15 protein-coding genes and 1 pseudogene are annotated in these 16,224 nt (G+C 53.3%); 1 reads left to right on the forward strand and 15 read right to left on the reverse strand.

Annotated features, from left to right (window positions below; translation table 11 throughout):
- Nucleotide 1: 1 nt before the first annotated feature.
- The 9 genes and pseudogenes from pseF to OR1_RS23250 all read right to left on the reverse strand — a co-directional run bounded on the left by pseF (nt 2) and on the right by OR1_RS23250 (nt 8,946).
- Entirely contained in the window at nt 2-697 is a 696-nt protein-coding gene (gene pseF, locus OR1_RS09440) for a pseudaminic acid cytidylyltransferase (RefSeq protein ID WP_041971505.1), read from the reverse strand.
- Entirely contained in the window at nt 694-1,869 is a 1,176-nt protein-coding gene (gene pseC, locus OR1_RS09445) for a UDP-4-amino-4,6-dideoxy-N-acetyl-beta-L-altrosamine transaminase (RefSeq protein ID WP_041971506.1), read from the reverse strand. Before pseC ends, pseF begins: the two co-directional genes overlap by 4 nt.
- Nucleotides 1,870-2,881: pseudogene (gene pseB, locus OR1_RS23245) on the reverse strand (UDP-N-acetylglucosamine 4,6-dehydratase (inverting)).
- Nucleotides 2,868-4,826: a motility associated factor glycosyltransferase family protein gene (locus OR1_RS09455; protein ID WP_041971507.1), complete on the reverse strand. Its 1,959-nt coding sequence runs from the start codon at nt 4,824-4,826 to the stop codon at nt 2,868-2,870. The pseudogene pseB and the gene OR1_RS09455 overlap by 14 nt, the downstream one beginning before the upstream one ends.
- Nucleotides 4,813-5,415: a hypothetical protein gene (locus tag OR1_RS09460; protein ID WP_041971508.1), complete on the reverse strand. Its 603-nt coding sequence runs from the start codon at nt 5,413-5,415 to the stop codon at nt 4,813-4,815. Before OR1_RS09460 ends, OR1_RS09455 begins: the two co-directional genes overlap by 14 nt.
- A 102-nt stretch (nt 5,416-5,517) precedes the next feature.
- Nucleotides 5,518-5,949 carry a flagellar biosynthesis regulator FlaF gene (flaF, locus tag OR1_RS09465; protein ID WP_041971509.1) on the reverse strand — a complete coding sequence of 144 codons (432 nt, stop codon included), beginning with the start codon at nt 5,947-5,949 and terminating at the stop codon, nt 5,518-5,520.
- On the reverse strand, nt 5,930-6,328 hold the full coding sequence (locus OR1_RS09470; protein ID WP_041971510.1) for a flagellar biosynthesis repressor FlbT: 399 nt from the start codon (nt 6,326-6,328) through the stop codon (nt 5,930-5,932). The genes flaF and OR1_RS09470 overlap by 20 nt, the downstream gene beginning before the upstream one ends.
- Nucleotides 6,329-6,364: 36 nt before the next feature.
- Nucleotides 6,365-7,063 carry a hypothetical protein gene (locus OR1_RS09475; RefSeq protein WP_041971511.1) on the reverse strand — a complete coding sequence of 233 codons (699 nt, stop codon included), beginning with the start codon at nt 7,061-7,063 and terminating at the stop codon, nt 6,365-6,367.
- 95 nt (nt 7,064-7,158) lie between these two features.
- The gene (locus tag OR1_RS23250) at nt 7,159-8,946 is read right to left on the reverse strand and encodes a flagellin (protein ID WP_052440363.1); all 1,788 of its coding nucleotides are present in this window, start codon (nt 8,944-8,946) and stop codon (nt 7,159-7,161) included.
- Between the two features lie 342 nt (nt 8,947-9,288).
- Between OR1_RS23250 and OR1_RS09490 the strand changes: the two genes are divergently transcribed.
- A complete protein-coding gene (locus tag OR1_RS09490; RefSeq protein ID WP_041971512.1) occupies nt 9,289-10,071 on the forward strand; it encodes a PilZ-like domain-containing protein in 783 nt (260 codons plus the stop codon).
- A gap of 25 nt (nt 10,072-10,096) precedes the next feature.
- Here the strand turns inward: OR1_RS09490 and OR1_RS09495 are convergent, their stop codons facing one another.
- From OR1_RS09495 to flgK, 6 genes are read right to left on the reverse strand one after another with little or no spacing between them, the layout of a single operon-like run.
- Nucleotides 10,097-10,885, reverse strand: a complete 789-nt coding sequence (locus OR1_RS09495) for a flagellar motor protein MotB (protein WP_041971513.1) — start codon at nt 10,883-10,885, stop codon at nt 10,097-10,099.
- Between the two features lie 9 nt (nt 10,886-10,894).
- Nucleotides 10,895-11,656: a flagellar motor protein gene (locus OR1_RS09500; RefSeq protein ID WP_041971514.1), complete on the reverse strand. Its 762-nt coding sequence runs from the start codon at nt 11,654-11,656 to the stop codon at nt 10,895-10,897.
- 37 nt (nt 11,657-11,693) lie between these two features.
- Nucleotides 11,694-11,960, reverse strand: coding sequence for a flagellar FlbD family protein (locus OR1_RS09505; protein WP_041971516.1), 267 nt, complete (start codon nt 11,958-11,960; stop codon nt 11,694-11,696).
- Nucleotides 11,961-11,966: 6 nt separating this feature from the next.
- Nucleotides 11,967-12,281 carry a flagellin gene (locus OR1_RS09510; protein WP_052440364.1) on the reverse strand — a complete coding sequence of 105 codons (315 nt, stop codon included), beginning with the start codon at nt 12,279-12,281 and terminating at the stop codon, nt 11,967-11,969.
- Nucleotides 12,247-14,541, reverse strand: a complete 2,295-nt coding sequence (locus tag OR1_RS22015) for a hypothetical protein (protein ID WP_052440365.1) — start codon at nt 14,539-14,541, stop codon at nt 12,247-12,249. The genes OR1_RS09510 and OR1_RS22015 overlap by 35 nt, the downstream gene beginning before the upstream one ends.
- Nucleotides 14,542-14,552: 11 nt before the next feature.
- Nucleotides 14,553-16,223 (reverse strand): flagellar hook-associated protein FlgK, encoded by a 1,671-nt coding sequence (gene flgK, locus OR1_RS09520; RefSeq protein WP_041971517.1) that lies wholly within the window; start codon nt 16,221-16,223, stop codon nt 14,553-14,555.
- Between the last annotated feature and the right edge of the window lies 1 nt (nt 16,224).

Genomic DNA, 16,224 nt, shown 5'->3' on the forward strand with positions numbered 1-16,224 from the left:
TTCATCTGATTTCGTAAAGTGCCCGATACATAAGTTCCGCAGTTTTCCAGTCCTCCGGAGTGTCTATGTCCTGCGCCAGATAGCGTGGGATCGGCACAGGCACCGCATTCGAGGAGTAGAGGTGCCCTTCTGAAAGATACAGAGATGTGTTCCCCCAATAGAACTGCCCCACGTCAAAATAGGCATCGGGAAGGTCCTGGGACCGTTTTTCTGCATTCTCCGGCCATATCGGCTCTATTCTGCCGGTCTCACTTATGCGAAGAGCTCTGTAAATTGACGAAGCAAAACTGGTAACGGAAAAAGCCGTTGCGGCACCTTGTTCCCGGAGGAGATCAAAACCTCTCCGGAGATTCTCGGTAGAGACAAATGGTGCTGTGGCATAGATACAACAGAAATAATCCGGGAGTTCATCCCTTTGCCTGAACCATTCCAGAGCATGGATCAGAACGGCATCGGTAACTGCATGGTCGTCAGCCAGTTCAGGCGGACGCATAAACGGGATTTCTGCACCGAACTTTTTTGCAACAGCCGCAATTTCATCATCATCGGTAGAAACTACGACCCTTGAGAAAAGGCCGCTTTCAAGGGCCGCAATAATCGAATGGGCAATGATCGGCTTTCCTGCAAACTCTTTCAGATTTTTCCGGGGGATTCTCTTGCTGCCGCCACGTGCGGGAATTATTGCGTATGATTTCATGTAAAGGCAACCTTCAGTTGATTTATTACATAGTCCTGGGATGCTTCATCGAGTCCATGGAAAATTGGAAGGGACAAGGCAGCTGCGTAGTACCGCTCCGACTCCGGGAACATCCCTTCAATAAAACCCAGATTCCGGTAGTAAGGCTGTGTATGCACCGGTATGTAGTGAACATTGACCCCAATGCCCGCATCTCTAAGGGCTTCAAAAATTGACTTTCTGGTTAAATGCGTCCTGTTCGGATCTATGCATACCGGATAAAGATGCAGGGCCGAAGCGGCGTCAGGGGCCTGCCACGGCAGAATCAACGGGAGACCGGCGAGTTCTTTGTTGTAACGTTGTGCGATACGGTTTCTGGAGGCCACAAACTCATCGACCCGTGCCATCTGGCTGACGCCAAGGGCAGCCTGGATATCGGTCATCCGGTAATTGAACCCCAGCTCAATTTGCTGATAATACCAGCCCCCGTGGCTCGCTCGGTCCATGAGTGCCGGATCGCGGGTAATCCCGTGGCTCCTCAGCCGCAAGAGCTTTTCCATGAGGTTCTTGCTGTTGGTGGCAACCATGCCACCTTCGCCGGTTGTCACTATTTTGACTGGGTGAAAACTGAATGCCGTCATCTGGGAATACCGGCAACTCCCCACTTTCACGCCTTGATATTCGCCGCCAATGGCATGGGATGCATCCTCGATAACAGTAAAACCGTATTTACCGGCAAGTTCCCCGATCTGTTCCATTTCACACGACTGCCCGGCAAAATGAACCGGGATTACAACTTTGGGCAGACATCCCGCCTGTTCTGCCTTGACGAGTTTCTCTCGCAGCGCATCGATACTCATGTTGTACGTTCGGGGGTCGATATCCACAAAGTCGACTTTAGCGCCACAGTAAAGGGCACAGTTGGCCGATGCGACAAACGTATTTGGTGAGGTCCACAAGGTATCGCCAGCCCCTAATCCGGCTGCGAGACAGGCAATATGAAGTGCCGACGTGGCGCTGTTCACCGCAACGCCATATTGCGCACCGCAATAGTCGGAGACTACTCTCTCAAACCGCTCTACTGCCGGCCCTTGGGTCAGCCAGTCAGAGCGCAGTGTCTCGACAACAGCCTGGATATCCTCTTCTGATATGGTTTGGCGGCCGTACGGTATATATCGCTCAGGCTGGGTCATTTAGCAGGTGAACTCCGGATCGAGATGGCTGACGATCAACTGGCGAATTTCGTCGACTGACAACCATTCGGTATTTTCCCCGCTGTTATAGCGGAAGCCGTGCGGGCAGAACTGTCCATTGAACGCTTTCACGTAATCGTCAACCTGCCAGAGGGGATAGGATGGCAAAATCACGAAATACTTCTCGAACTCTATTGTATTGATGGCATCGGTCTCAGTAATCATCTCCTCGTGGATCTTTTCGCCAGGCCTGATACCCACCACCTTTTTCTCGCAACGCGGGGCAATTGCTTCGGCAAGGTCAAGAATGCGGTAGCTCGGAATCTTCGGGACGAAAATCTCCCCTCCCCACATGTTTTCAATGGCGTAATACACCAGGTTGACCCCCTCCTCCAGCGTAATACTGAAGCGGGTCATGGCCTCGTCCGTTATTGGGATGCACCCTTTCTGCCGCTCTTTCAGAAAAAACCGGGATAACGCTCCCCCTGCTCCCCATGACATTGCCATACCTGACAACAGAAAAATTGAGATCGCGCTTGCCGCGAAAAAGGTTGGCCGCAGTGAAGAGTTTGTCGGAACAGAGTTTTGTGGCGCCGTACAGATTGATCGGCGCGGCCGCCTTGTCAGTGCTGAGCGCAACCACCTGTTTGACACCGGTAGCAATGGCAGACTCGATGACGTTCTGCGCTCCGAGAATATTGGTTTTGACCGCCTCGAACGGGTTGTACTCGGCAGCCGGCACCTGCTTCAGCGCTGCGGCGTGGACAACCGTGTCGATCCCTTCAAACGCCCTGATCAGCCGGTCCCGGTCGCGCACATCCCCGATGAAATACCGGATCTGGGGATACATCGTATCATTGAACTGCTGCTGCATCTCATACTGTTTCAGCTCGTCCCGGGAATAGATAACCAGTCGTTCGACCCCCGGGAATCGTTGCAAGGTCATTTCCACAAATTTCTTACCGAACGACCCCGTGCCACCGGTTACAAGAATTGATTTACCGTTCAGCATTGCAGGCCTCCGTCATGTTCAGTACCTCAGTTGCAGCGGGTGCGTCCGTGGCATCCGCCTGGACACGCTCATCAATCGCCTGGCACACCAACGGATACAGCTGATCGGTTATGAATGCGATATCGCGCTTGCATTCGATAATGAAGGATCCAAAACCACGCGCCACCCTCCTGGCACGCTCGCCGATCTCGGTCGTCGACCGGATGTAGGCAAGATAGTTGGAAAACACCAAAGATTCCATGGCATTCAGTGGTGAAAGAAACATCTTGAAAAAGTCATTTTTGATGATCAGTTGAAATGTTTTGTCGAGATCCTGCAGCAACGGCTCTATTTCACGGACCTTGCGGTAGGTGAACACTTCGGAAAGCCGGATAGCGATCTTTTCCGCATGATCCAGGTATTTCCGCAGTCTTTCCCGCGAGGCGTTCATTTTTTCTTTCTGCTTCTCCAGGTACTTGAGGTCCAGAGTGCCGGAGTGCGGCTCGGTCCATGTGTCAGACACGACCTTCGTCATCAGCTCCTGCGACATAAGCTCGTCCAGATGCATGAACGATGTCCCTGCAATGGCGGCGCCGCCCCGGGTTGTGTTGATAACCCGCCGGGATGAGCCAATGGCAGCAATAAGATTCTCCATCGATTTCCGGAAGATGATAAGCTGACTGCTGGCGAGGATCTTGCCGCCATAGACGTCCTCAATCTCCTCCGCACTGGCAAGTTGCTGCTCCGGCGCCATGTGGTCGGTCTTGAACTCCTCGGCATCGTAGGAAATCCCTTTGGCATAATATTGATTGCCACGGAACCCAAGGTTCTGGCCAACCAGAATGATCGGATCGAAACCGAGCTTTGCCAGCAGTTGCAGAGTAGTGATCGCAATGGTGGGCGCGTCGTTCACCATATGTCGCGGAACCCCATTGGTATACCGGGTAAAATACGGCGAGATCGTATCCCGGTCCATGGTCATGTACAGTTTCGGCCCCGGATAATCGCGTACGGCCTCGAAACCGACCGAGGTCCCGTAGATGAACGGTATGTCGGTGATCCCCTTCTCCACGATTTCCGCGAAGGTATACTGGGTAACGACGTCAGGGTCCATGGAGACCGCAGCATGCGGTTTGATACCGGCATTGACCAACGCCTTGATCGCCGAGCCGACAGTGAAGATGTAGGCTGTTCCCTCATCTCGGATTTTCCGCAGGCTCTCCAGCTCATCCTCCAGCGAAGGGCCGGCAGCAACCAGAATAGCCGGTTTACGGGCGAACTTGGCCCCATCCAGAGTGAAGACATCGGTGTCAGTCAGCGTCGGGATGAAGTTCATCATACTGTTGATGGTCCAGCGCTTTTCAAAGGTCAAAATAGTGGCACGGTTCGCCCTGATCAATCGTATGGAATCAGTAAAATAACTCTTGAAGCGGCTGAATTCCTCGCTGAATGCGCGTTCATAAGCAGGAAGCGTGACAAAAAGATAGGAGTCATTGAAGCGGTTCATGAAATCAACCGCAAATCCTTCAAGGTCTTCAGTCTTGTCGGCGACATAAATGCCTTTGAGATAGCGACGAGGAATCGTATCCATCTTGAAGCGCGAAAGAAACCGGTAAAATACCTGCTTGTTCGGCTCGAACAGGGTCACGAACACATTGGGAAAGCGCTTCAGAAACGCCTCGATATGGTATCCCAAGCCAACACCATAAAAGAAGACATGGTTGTAATTCTCGACCTCTTCCTCGGAGATAGTCCCGATGAACGCCTCTGCTTCGCGGCGCGGATCATAGCCACTATGAAGCGAAATGTACGAATTGCCCTTCCTGACCTGCAACGTCTGCTCGCCGTTGCGTGCATGCGACAGGATCACATCCGACTCGCCCAGGGTCTCTCCTACCGCCTTCATGAACGCGTGCAGGTTCGGATTCAATGTTTTCAACAGCTTCAGGTTGTCAGTTAATATCATTACGCTCCCTCCTGGAAAGTTCCAGAAGCGCCGCAAGCAAGTTTTCCGCAAACGGCGTCAGTTCATACAACAGGATATCAGCGGCATGGATCATATCATTGCCGGCAATCGCCTCGTTCAGCACGGTAAGCTCATGCACGATCCCTTCGCCCAGCTCCTCGAAGCGGCTCACTTTACCCTGGAAATCCGCGTTGGAAACCAGCCCTCGGATCGTCTGCACGATTTCGGTAAATACGGTGACAATAATATTGAACCGCTCCCAGGTATCGTCGTCGTAATGGCTGTAAAATTCTTCAGCCACCGTCTGCATCACCGGAACGACCTTTTCTATAAAGTGTTCCATAATGCCGACAACCTGCAAGAGATACTGCTCGGCAGTCTGGAACACCGCCTCGACAGCGCGGATGTCGTCCAGCATCTCAACCAGCCGCTCGCGGCTGGAATCCGGCAAATCCTCGTCATTTACCTTCAGATGGCTGAAATAGACCTGGAAATCTCTCATGGTCTCGTCTATGCGAGCAAACATCTCATCGATCCCGGCAGGAGTATTGGGAACGTCAAACTCAACTGTGGATATCCTCACATGCATCTCGATTCCCCTGGAGCCTTTATTTCTCCGGACATGCCGGCGTTCTAACAAAAAAGCGGCTTGTTACTGCAGCCGCTTTACATGCGATGCAGACACAAACAGTCATGCTGAAACCACGAGTTCCCCCGGATTTACTGCCTGGTCTTGCGCGTCATCCTGCTTTGTCTTTTGCATCAAACCAGCGGCCAGATTCTGATTGATGCTTATAACAACATTAAGCAACTCTGGAGCTGGGTTCATCAGCACATCAATCAACCTGCTGTCGACAAAAACGCTGAGGCTCAGGATGTTCTCCCGGATCTCCCTTGGCAGCGGATTATCCGGCGAAGAGAGTTCACCTTGAAAAAAGCTCCAGATTCTCTGATTAAATGTAACAGCCTGGTCCAAAAGAGCTTCAAACCCTTCCTGCCCCCATTTTTCCTGGCATTCACGCAGCATATTGGCAGCACGGTTCAGTACCGCGGCCTCAAGGTCCCTGCCGCTCAAACCTTCTTTTTGCATTGCCATATAGGCATTAACTCCGGCCTGTTGCATGTCTTATCAACTCCTCTTCATAGGCGATCATCTTCTTCGCCGTCTTAAGCGCCTTGTAATACTCTGATGAAATAATATGTTCGTTCATCTGATCGACATAAGGGATCATGGTTTTAACGGCATCAGTCAATTCCCTGACATTTTCCCAGTATGCTTTGTGGTACCGTGTCAAATTTTTCTCGTCAATGTACATGAGCTGCACGATGAAATAGATCCGCTTACAGGGTGAGGTAGCATCCTCCTCCCTGATGATGTCTTTTTCGCGCAAAATCAGGACATTATTCTCGATAGTAAAAGAGGAGCTGCTGCTACCATTGGTAACAACAGCTCCTCCGAGAATCAGTCTTTCGTGGGGTTTTAAGGTAATTTTCAGTGGCATGCGGCTATAAGTGCAAGCTACATGCCGGAGCAAACTTTAAACTGACTTCAGGTATCCCCCGCCACCTGATGTCAACGGCACAGCTCCCTGCTGCAAGGCCGCCCCGACTGTCGAGCTCAGAGATATGGCAGCGCTTGGCGAGATCGGAAGCTGCGGGAGCGATGCAGCCAGAGTTTGCCTCCGGTCGCTCACTGTCTTTTGCGCAGCATCAAGAGTGTTAATGGTCGAAATTATCTGCGCATCGGTTGCGTCGTTGGTGGGCTGATCGGCAAGAGCCGGGATCTGCATACCGGAGAACAGATCACTCCATATTTTCTGGGCTTGCAGAGACTGCGCTGTAATTTCAGGAGGGTAGGTAAGTGCCTCTATCTGCTTCCGGATCTCATTGAAGCTCATCAGGAGCTTGATCCGCTCCTCGCTCCCCTGAAGGAAAGGTGGATAGTTCTTGATAATCGCGTTAAGAGACTGTTTCATGGCGTCGATCTGCTTGCTTGCCTGATCGAGCGCCCTCACTCCTCTGGCCGCCGTGCTGTTGACAGACTGCTCCGCCTGGATTCTCCCAGTCTGTGCCGCAATAGTCACACTGGTAGCTTCCACCGCTGGTTGCTGGCGCTGCATTGCCGTACTGGTTCTGGTTCCGGCCTCAGTCTGCGAATCGGGTGTCGTCGGTGTAGGTCTGATGCTGTTCCCCATTGCCAATACAGCCTGATCATTTGATGGTGGTTGTATTGTCATGGTTCAATTCTCCTTTTCGGAAAGCACCTGGGAGCGGTTCAGTGGCGGGGCGGGGGCGTTCTGCCCCCGCCCCTGGTGCTTATCCGGTCAGGTTGTTAGAACAGTCTCAGGACCGACTGGGCTGCCTGAGAAGCCATGCTCAGGGAGGTTGTACCCAGCTGTTGCCTGGTCTGCAGCATCAGCATGTTAGCCCCTTCCTCGTTCATGTCTGCCAGGGTCAGGTTGTCGGCGCCCTTGAGCAGTGTATTTACCATACCGTCGGTGAAGTCCTGACGGATGGTGACGACGCTCAGGTTGGATGCCAGGTTGGCAGACTGGGTTCTAAGGGTTGACAGGGCGGAGTCGAGCTGGTTGACTGCCGTGTCGATACCGGTCTCAGAATCCCAGCCACCGGCTACCGTTGTAGTAACGTTGTACGAAAGCGCTGCTGAGCCGCTATTCATAACGCCTGCTGCCACGGTTAAAACGCCGCCGGTTGATACACTGTACTGGCCGCTGGTAAGGGCTGCGCCACCCAACGATACGCCAGATACTGACATCGTCGAGGCATTCCAGTTATTGATGGTAACGGATGTTGCCCCGCCAAAAACCAATGCCCCGCCAGCGGTGAAGCCGGTATTGTAGGCATAGGTCACGGTTGCTGACGGCGGCACGATGCCGGCGCCAAACACGATGGAATCGCCGCTCACGCTCCAGCCTGATGCCTGCGACATGTAGTTGCCATCGATATAGACGGCAAGGCCATTCACACTATTGCCGGAAACCGCGCTTCCCGACGGTCCGGTCCAGGACTGTCCGGATAGCACGCTGAGACCGGAACCGATATCGCCGGTTTTCAGATCAAATACATTGTTCACCGGATTGGTGACAGCGGCACCGCTGGAGGTCCGTTGATTAATGGTTACGTCGAGGCTTATGACGAGGCCTGTCGTGTTAAACCCGGCCAGCGCAGCAAGACCGGTAATGCCCGTGTTCAGCGTCATGGTATACTGGCCGGCAACAGCCTCCGATGTTCCGGAGAAAGTACCGCCGGTAAAGAGCGTACTCACATCCACGCCATTGGCATAAATCTTGTTGACCGTGATTGCACCGGAGTACAGTGGGTTACCCGAGTTTGCACCCGAGATCCCGGTCAAGCTGAAGACAAACGCTGTGCCAGTAGCAACACCAGTACCGGTGCCGCCACCGCCGCTGACAGTATTAGCAGACGCAATGGTCGTATTGCCAGCAGCCAGAGGCACGCCGAGGAAGTTCGTACCGGTTGCGACGCCCGTAAACGAGGTCGTGTTCAGCGTACCGGTATGGATGGCCACGGCTGCCGTTGCCGAGATGGTGGTGGAACCGGACACTGTCGCGGAACTAGCGATCGTGACGGCAGTGATACCAAGACCAGTGGATGTTGCGCTGAAGCCGCTGATGGTCAGGGCGGAACCGCCGCTCTCATTGAAGAGGACGTTGAGCGAATCGCCGGTCAGGAAGTTCTTGCCTTTGTAGCCGGAATCGCTGGCAAGCTGGGAAATCTGGGTCAGAACGGTGTTGAACTGGCCGGCAAGTGAGTTCCGGTTCGTGGTGTCGGCCGAACGGGCTGCCTGGGTAAGACCTTTGGCAGCTTCAATCAGAGCGGTAATACCGGTAATCCCCTTGTTGGCGGCCTGTACGCCCTGAACGGCCTCGGTCATACCGTCTTTACGGACGGAGAGGTCGGCAGCGCGCTGGGTGTGTGCCTGGGCCGCAAAGAAGTTGGTCGGGTTGTCGAGTGCGCTGTTGACTTTTTTACCGGAAGAGAGTCTTTCCTGGGTTCTGTCGAGAAGCTTGGTGGTGCCTTGAAGGGAGATGAGGTTGGACCGCATGCCTGCGGTCAAGGAAATATCGTTGAGTGCCATGAGTACTGCTCCTTTCTGGATTAGCTCCGGCTATTCTAGCCGGGCTTTGGTGGCCTTTTCTAGGCCTGTGTACATGACCAGAGTGCAACAATTTTAACTACTTTGTAAATTCACCTCCTTCTTTTTGTTAGACTTCTCTGGACCACGTTTATATAGCGTTGGGTACTATATCGGCTGTCTCTTGAGAAAACTTTAGTCCTTTTTTCTTATAATAGATTTATTTTCTATTTATACTTGCAAAGTGCGATTATCGTACTATGATAACTCCCGTTAGCGCTTGCTGCAGGCCATTATAAACTTTCGAGTCATTTTTATGAACAATACGCCAAAGGTGTCATTACATTGACTGAAAGCCCCGGACCATACAGTGTCTATCTGAGGCCACAGCACCAGGTCAGGGTTGGATTCCACCTGGCGGACAATAATGTCATCGACCTCAACGCTGTCATCATATCCATCAATGATGACATTCTCCACCTGGAGACATTCGGCAGCAGCACCGTCCAACTTTCCCAGGTATCGGCAGGCGCGCCGGCAATAATACTGAGCAGTGAAAACTGGGCCTTCTGCCGCTGCCAAGGGGTCTTTGACACCACCGTCGGCAGAGACTTCACGATAAGGCTCCATGGGGAACCTGAGATTCAGCAGCGGCGAGAACATTTCAGGATGGATGTCTTCATCCCCATCTGCTATTCATTGCCCGATGACCAGCAGATCAGCAGCGTGGAAGGTATATGGAAGGCCCGCCGCATGATGTGCGAGTTCACCGATCTGCCCAAAGCCGTTCCTTATCAAGAGAGTGTAAAAATCCTCAATTGGGACGGCGGCCCGGATATCGAGCCAACCAGGGTTAATCTCAGCGGCGGAGGACTCAGGATTAAGGCTCCGGAGCAGTACTCCCCAGGTGCCTATCTGAATATGAACCTGTTTCTGCCGATGGCATCGATCAAGGTGATCGACGCGGTCGTGTCGATTATCCGCTCGACCGAAATACGGTTGAACCTTGACAACCGTCCGGCATTTACAACCGCGATGAAATTCGTCTTTCTTGCCGAACGAGACCGTGAGAGCATCATCAACTATATTTTCAACGAGCAACGCAATGCCCTTCGCGCCCAGCTCTAACGGCGATACAAGCCCCTTGGCAAAATCAAGGCTCCATAGTTTCACTGCCCCCTGAAAGCAGCACAATATCCACCCGGCGGTTTTTTGCTCTCCCCTCCGCAGTTGCGTTGTCAGCCACAGACCTGAACTCTCCGTACCCGGCAGCGGACAACCTTTCCGGCTCGTAGCCGTATGCCTCGATCAGGTATTGGACTATGTTCGTCGCCCTGCTGGTCGATAACTCCCAGTTAGAGCGGAATTTGCCGGAACTTATCGGCACATTGTCCGTGTGCCCCTCGACACGATACGGATTCGTGTAGTGGCTAAGGGATTCGGCAATCATTGCCAGCAACTCCATGGAGTCTTTTTTGACGATGTCGCTTCCGGAATTGAAGAAGCCGGCCTCTTTCAGGCTTATCGTCAGCCCCCGTTTCCCGATGGAAAGACTTACCTTGTCCTGCGCCCCTTTTTTCAGGAGATATGCCTCTATGGACGTCTTGATTGCCAGTAGATCCTGCTCCTGGGCATGGACGCGCCCTTTGGCGATATCTTTGGCCTGCTTTCTGGCCGGAGGGGGCATGACCTTTGGTTTAATGGTGGGAATAATACTGATATTGCCTGCATCTATAACGGCGGGCTTGCCGCCCAGAGAGGCCGTACTGTAACCGAATGATTCGCGAATCGAGGCTACAATCTCTTCCACCTTTTTCTTGTCGGTCTGCGACATCGCATACAAGGTCGTAAAAACCGCAAACAAAAGGGTGATGAAGTCGGCGTACGATACCAGCCATCGCTCATGGTTCGGTTCTTTTTCGTGTTTTTTCTTTCTGGCCATGGAGGGTCGCTATTTCTTTTCCGGAACATGGGCGGGGATGAAGGCCCGCAGTTTCTGTTCGATGAAGTGCGGGTTCTCGCCGTTCTGTATCGCGATGAGACCTTCTACGACCATCTGGCGGCGAAGGAGTTCGCTCTTTATCCTGTGTTTGATCTTGGTCCCTACCGGGAGGCAAAATAAGTTGGCCGTCAGAAGACCATAAATGGTGGCAACGAAAGCAACTGCAATACCGGCGCCCAGCTTGGAGGTATCAGAAAGGTTGCTCATAACGACAATGAGTCCCATGACCGCACCGATGATCCCGATGGTCGGGGCATAGCCGCCGGCAGCCTCAAAGAACTCGGCGCTTCCCTTTTCGTGTTCCTCGTAAGACTCGATTTCGATCTCCATCGCCTCTTTCAACTTTTGCGGGTCAATACCGTCAACGACAAGAGAGATCCCCTTTTTTGTGAACGGATCTTTTATTGACTGCGCCTCCTGCTCCAGGGAGATAAGACCGTTCCGTCGCGCCTTTGCCGCATATCCGATCATATCCTTGATGATATTTTCGTGCTTTTCGGTCGGCATGAGAAATGCCATTTTCACATCCTTGAACGCCTTAAGGACAACCGGCAAAGGAAAACTGATAAATGCGGCACCGAATGTGCCCCCCAAAACTATGATCGCTGCTGTTGGTTGCAGGAGTGCTTTCAGACTCAATCCCTCTTCAAGCGCCCCGCCAACGATCCCGCCGAATCCGAGCAAAAGCCCGATTATTGTTGCAATATCCATAAGTTGTCTCAGTTATCCCGGGAGTATATTGGTGATATTATTCCTCGTCCAACCGGCAATAAGGCCGATAGTTTTCCGCATTTCGCCGCAGAAGATACTTCTGTTCCGCGGAATGCGATGCGCGTCTGAGAATCCTGGCCTGCAGGCTCATGATCCGATCGATTATCACCCGTGCCGGCTCCAGCACCAGGTAACGGTTCCCGTTGGATAGCGTCAGATGCGTATCAGGCGCCTCTTCTATCGTCTCGATAAGAGACGGGTTCAGATAAAACTGGCTACCGTTGAGTCGAGTAAGCTTGATCATCGATATTTACCTTAAATAATCCAGCAGCGAGATCTGGGTTATTTTTGCCGTAGAAGAAAGCGCTGCCTCGAACGCGGTCTTTTCCTTGTTCATTTCCACAGCAGCCTTTGTCAGGTCAAGATCCTGCCGCTGTGATATCAGATCTTTCAAGGTGTTTTCCGTACGAACGTGCATCTTTTCCGCTGAATCAAGGCGCAACAGTTTGCCCGCCACTTCTGCCATGGCATCGTTCATCTGGTCGTTGGAAAGCTTGAGATCGTTAACACCCTTGAGAATCGATGCCGAGTCATTGCTGGCTATTGCGGTGATCAGGTTGTCCAATGTCCTGATTATATCTATGCCTACCTGGGTTGGTGGCGGAGCCGGGTTCTGCAACTCCCCGCGCAGCAGTTTCCCGCCGGACAGGTTCATGCCAAAAGACAACCCCCCGGTCGATATCCACGTTCAGCTGATCGTCGGTGCCGAAAAATCCGGTGTAATCCCTGTCGAATGACAGCGATACTCCGTTTGCGGTTGCTGTTGACGCATTGGAGATACTGATCGAGGTCGGCGAGTTAATGGAGGTAATTACCGTATTATCCGGAATCCCGGTGCCCCTTACCGGCATTCCGACGAGCAGGCTTGCCGTGGAGAAAAGCCCGGTAAGCACCTTGCTTTGCGCTTGCGTATTCCCGGCGATAGCCCGGTCGAGAAGAACCTCGGTGCCGGTTGCGGTTGCCGCGTTGGAGAGTGTGATCTGATGCGTAAGGGGATCGATGGCCGTTATGGTCGTATCAGCCGGGATTCCCGCGCCAGTGATCGGCATCCCGAGCGAAAGCGAAGACATGTCAAAAATATTTCCAAAGGAAACGGTAGCACTGCCGGCCACGGTATTCCCCGAAAATTTTACGGTCAACGGGCTCCCTGTTGCGCTTGCGGTCGCGGGTTGGGAAAGGGTGACAGTATGAGCGTCGACAATCGTGATCGTTGTCCCCGAAGGAATGCCCGGGCCGGTGATGGTCATACCATTGGCCATGGTAGAGGTATCAAACAGGTTGCTTACGGTGACACTGCCGTTGGTGATGTCGCCCGAAAGAGGAATAGAGAGATTAGCGCCCACAGCCGACCCTGTGGCCGGCTTGGAAATTGTCACCAGGCTCTGGAACTGCAGATCATTTACCGTTGCGGTTGCAGTTGCGGTTCCGCCAGATGGAATGGTATCGAATGTTATTGTGCTGCCGGGACCGGCACCAACTATATCGGTCACAACGGCCCCGGGAGGGATACCGGTCCCGCTGAACGGCATTCCTACCACAAGACCGGTTGTGTCAATATTGCCAATCGTGCTGGTTCCGGCGATCACATCGCCGGTAACCGGCCCGACAGCAGGGGCGATTGCACCGATCACAGTGCCGTCCTGCAGCGAAGCACCGTCGATCGGCATCCCCAACGCCAGGTTGGCAGTCGGCACATTGGCAATGGTGGTGCTCCCGGAGGTGGTATTACCGGTTACGGTACCGGCAATAGTACCGTTGTTGCCGAATGTCAGCATGACGCCGTCGATGGTCTGAAGCGACACATTGCTGAGGGTAATCTGGTTCTTGGAATCCACCGACAGTATTGACGTATTTTCCGGTATGCCGGGGCCGCTTACCGACATCCCCGGCTGCAGACCGCTCGTGTCAAAGATGTTGCGGACCGTGGCATTATTGGCATTGGTCTTTCCGGAGATACTGTTGGGAATCGCGTACGAAAATACGGTATCCGCCGCCGTGGCAGTCGCCGCATTGGAAATGGTGATAGTGCCTGAATCGGCAGAAATGGCAGTAATGGTGGTGTCCTGAGGAATCCCGGCACCGCTGATCTTCATGCCGACGGAGAGGTTACTCGCATTATAGACATTTTTGATAGTGGTGCTGCCGGTCAGAGTATCGCCGGTCACCTGAGTGTCCATACCGAACGTCATGAATGTGCCGACACCGGCGCCGGCAACTGCCGCCTGCGAGAGGGTAAGAGAGTTCGGGCCGTTTATCGCCGTTATGGTAGTATTTGGCGGAATGCCGGTGCCAGTAACCGGCATCCCGACCATGAGGCTCGTCGTATCGACGTTGGCGACAGCCGTGGCACCAACCGCCGTATCCCCCTGCAACGTCCAGACATCATTCCTGAACGGCGGATACTTGTTCTTGAATCCGCCGAAGATGTAATCGTCACCCACCTGCGTATTGCCTAGGTCGATCAGTTGCTTTTTCAACTCCGTGAGCTGGCCTATCGCCATTTTGGTCAAGGAGGGGTCGTTACTGCCGCCGAGAATGTTCGATACCGTCGACTTGGCCTGGGTGAGGACACCACTCATTGCGGTCAGGGTCTGGTCGGTAACGGAAACCCAGATGTTCGCATTCTGGATATTCTTCACATACTGGGTGCTCTCTTTGATCTTATTTTCCAGATCAAGTATGTATCTGGTTGAAATCGGGTCATCGCTGGGGCTCAAATAGTTCAGTTCAGAAGCGATCTGCGCCTGCAGGCGATCTAGTTTGGCCCGCCCCTTTTGAATATTGTACAGGGCATTGTCAGCCGACATATTCTGGGTTATTCGCATGGCAAAGCTCCCTAACGGACCAAATTGAGGACTATGTCCAACATTTCCGTAGCAGTGGTAATCATCTTGGCGGACCCCTCGAATGCCTTCTGGTACTTGATCATATTGGTAAGCTCCTCATCAAGCGACACCGAAGCGCCGGAGTCCCTGAGCGTTTTCAACTGCCTGAGGAATGCCTCTCCCCTGGTCGAAACATTGGTAAGGCTCTGCGTCTCAAGCCCCACCTGGCTGACAAGGGCAGAATAATATCCGGCTATGGTAGTATTGCCGACCGAAAACTCGCTTGAGCTGTTCATCAGCTGGGCAATCCTGAGGGCGTTCCTGTTATCTCCCGTAGCATCACCGGCCCCAAAGAACGGTGGATTGGTCGCCAGACCTGCCGCCACATCCCGGGGATCGGTGATATTCATGACAATAGCTGTCGGCTTGCTGTAACCGCCGCCGATGGTAAGGGGGGAAGCAGCTCCGGTCGCGGTTGCCGGAGCAGAGATTTTAAAGCTCGTCGGGTTCAGGATCTCGGTAATGGTTGCATTTGCAGGGATGCCCGCTCCGCTGACCGACATTCCGGTCCGCAATCCGGTTGTCTGGATATTGGCAATAATATTGCTGTTCAGTGTCGTGTCGCCATTCAATGTTGCAGGGTTGAACGGGGTTACCTGGAAAAAATCGAGGTTGGTCGAGGTTGTCGAGAGGCCCCACCCGCTGCGGTGGAATTCGTTTACCTGGCTGGCGATCTTATAGGCAAGCTCGTCCAGCTTGCCCTGCATGTCCGGCACTATGCCATCCCTGACCAGGAATGTCCCACCAAGCTCTCCCTGGCTCCCTACCGTACCATCAACCAGCCTTGTTATGTTTCGGTCCAGGTTGTGATCAGGCGCGGCGGGAGGGTTACCCATCTGGGTTATGAAGATGTCGTTGAGACCGCTGGCATTTGGATAGGTGTAAAGGGTGCCGTAACTGCTGCCGTTCACCAGCTGCTGGCCGTTGACCAGGTTGACCGACAGGCTGCCGTCCTGTTCCTCGAAATAGGTAATGCCTACTTTTTCGGATAACTGGCGGATCGTCAGGTCTCGCTGATCCCTGAGCTCATTGGCGCTCGCTCCGGAAGAGAGTTCTGCTAGCCGTATCTGGTCATTCAGAGTCGCGATCGATTTGACCTTTTCGGCGATGTCGGCGGTAATTGCCCCCAGCGAGCTATTGGCATTGGTCTTGACATTTTCCAGGCTCGCGTTCGCCTGATGAAAGGCGTCGAGCATGATCTGGGCGCGGGCAAGGACAGTCTGGCGTTCGGCCGTGCCTTGAGGCTTAAGTGAAAGGTCGTGCCAGGAATCGAAGAAATCCTGAATTGTCTTGCCAAGTCCGTCCTGAGTCAATTCGTTGAAGAGCGGCTCAATCTGATTGAGGGCGGTCTGTTGGGCAAGGTTCTGGTTGTAGGTGCTGCCGGCATCCATGATCTGTTTTTGCAGCAGATCGTCGTAGCTGCGTTGAATTGCCCCCAGCTTTACCCCGGTGCCAAGGGAATAGTTGGCGACCTCTCGTACCTGTGCCGTCTCCAGGATAACTCTCTGCCGGGAATAACCTTCGGTATTGACGTTGGCGATATTTTCGCCGGTGACTTCTATGGCGAGCCGCTGCAAAGTTATACCGGTAGTTGCGGCGTTGAAAATGTCGGATATGGACATG

The sequence above is a fragment of the Geobacter sp. OR-1 genome (genome assembly GCF_000813145.1).
Classification (GTDB): domain Bacteria; phylum Desulfobacterota; class Desulfuromonadia; order Geobacterales; family DSM-12255; genus Geoanaerobacter.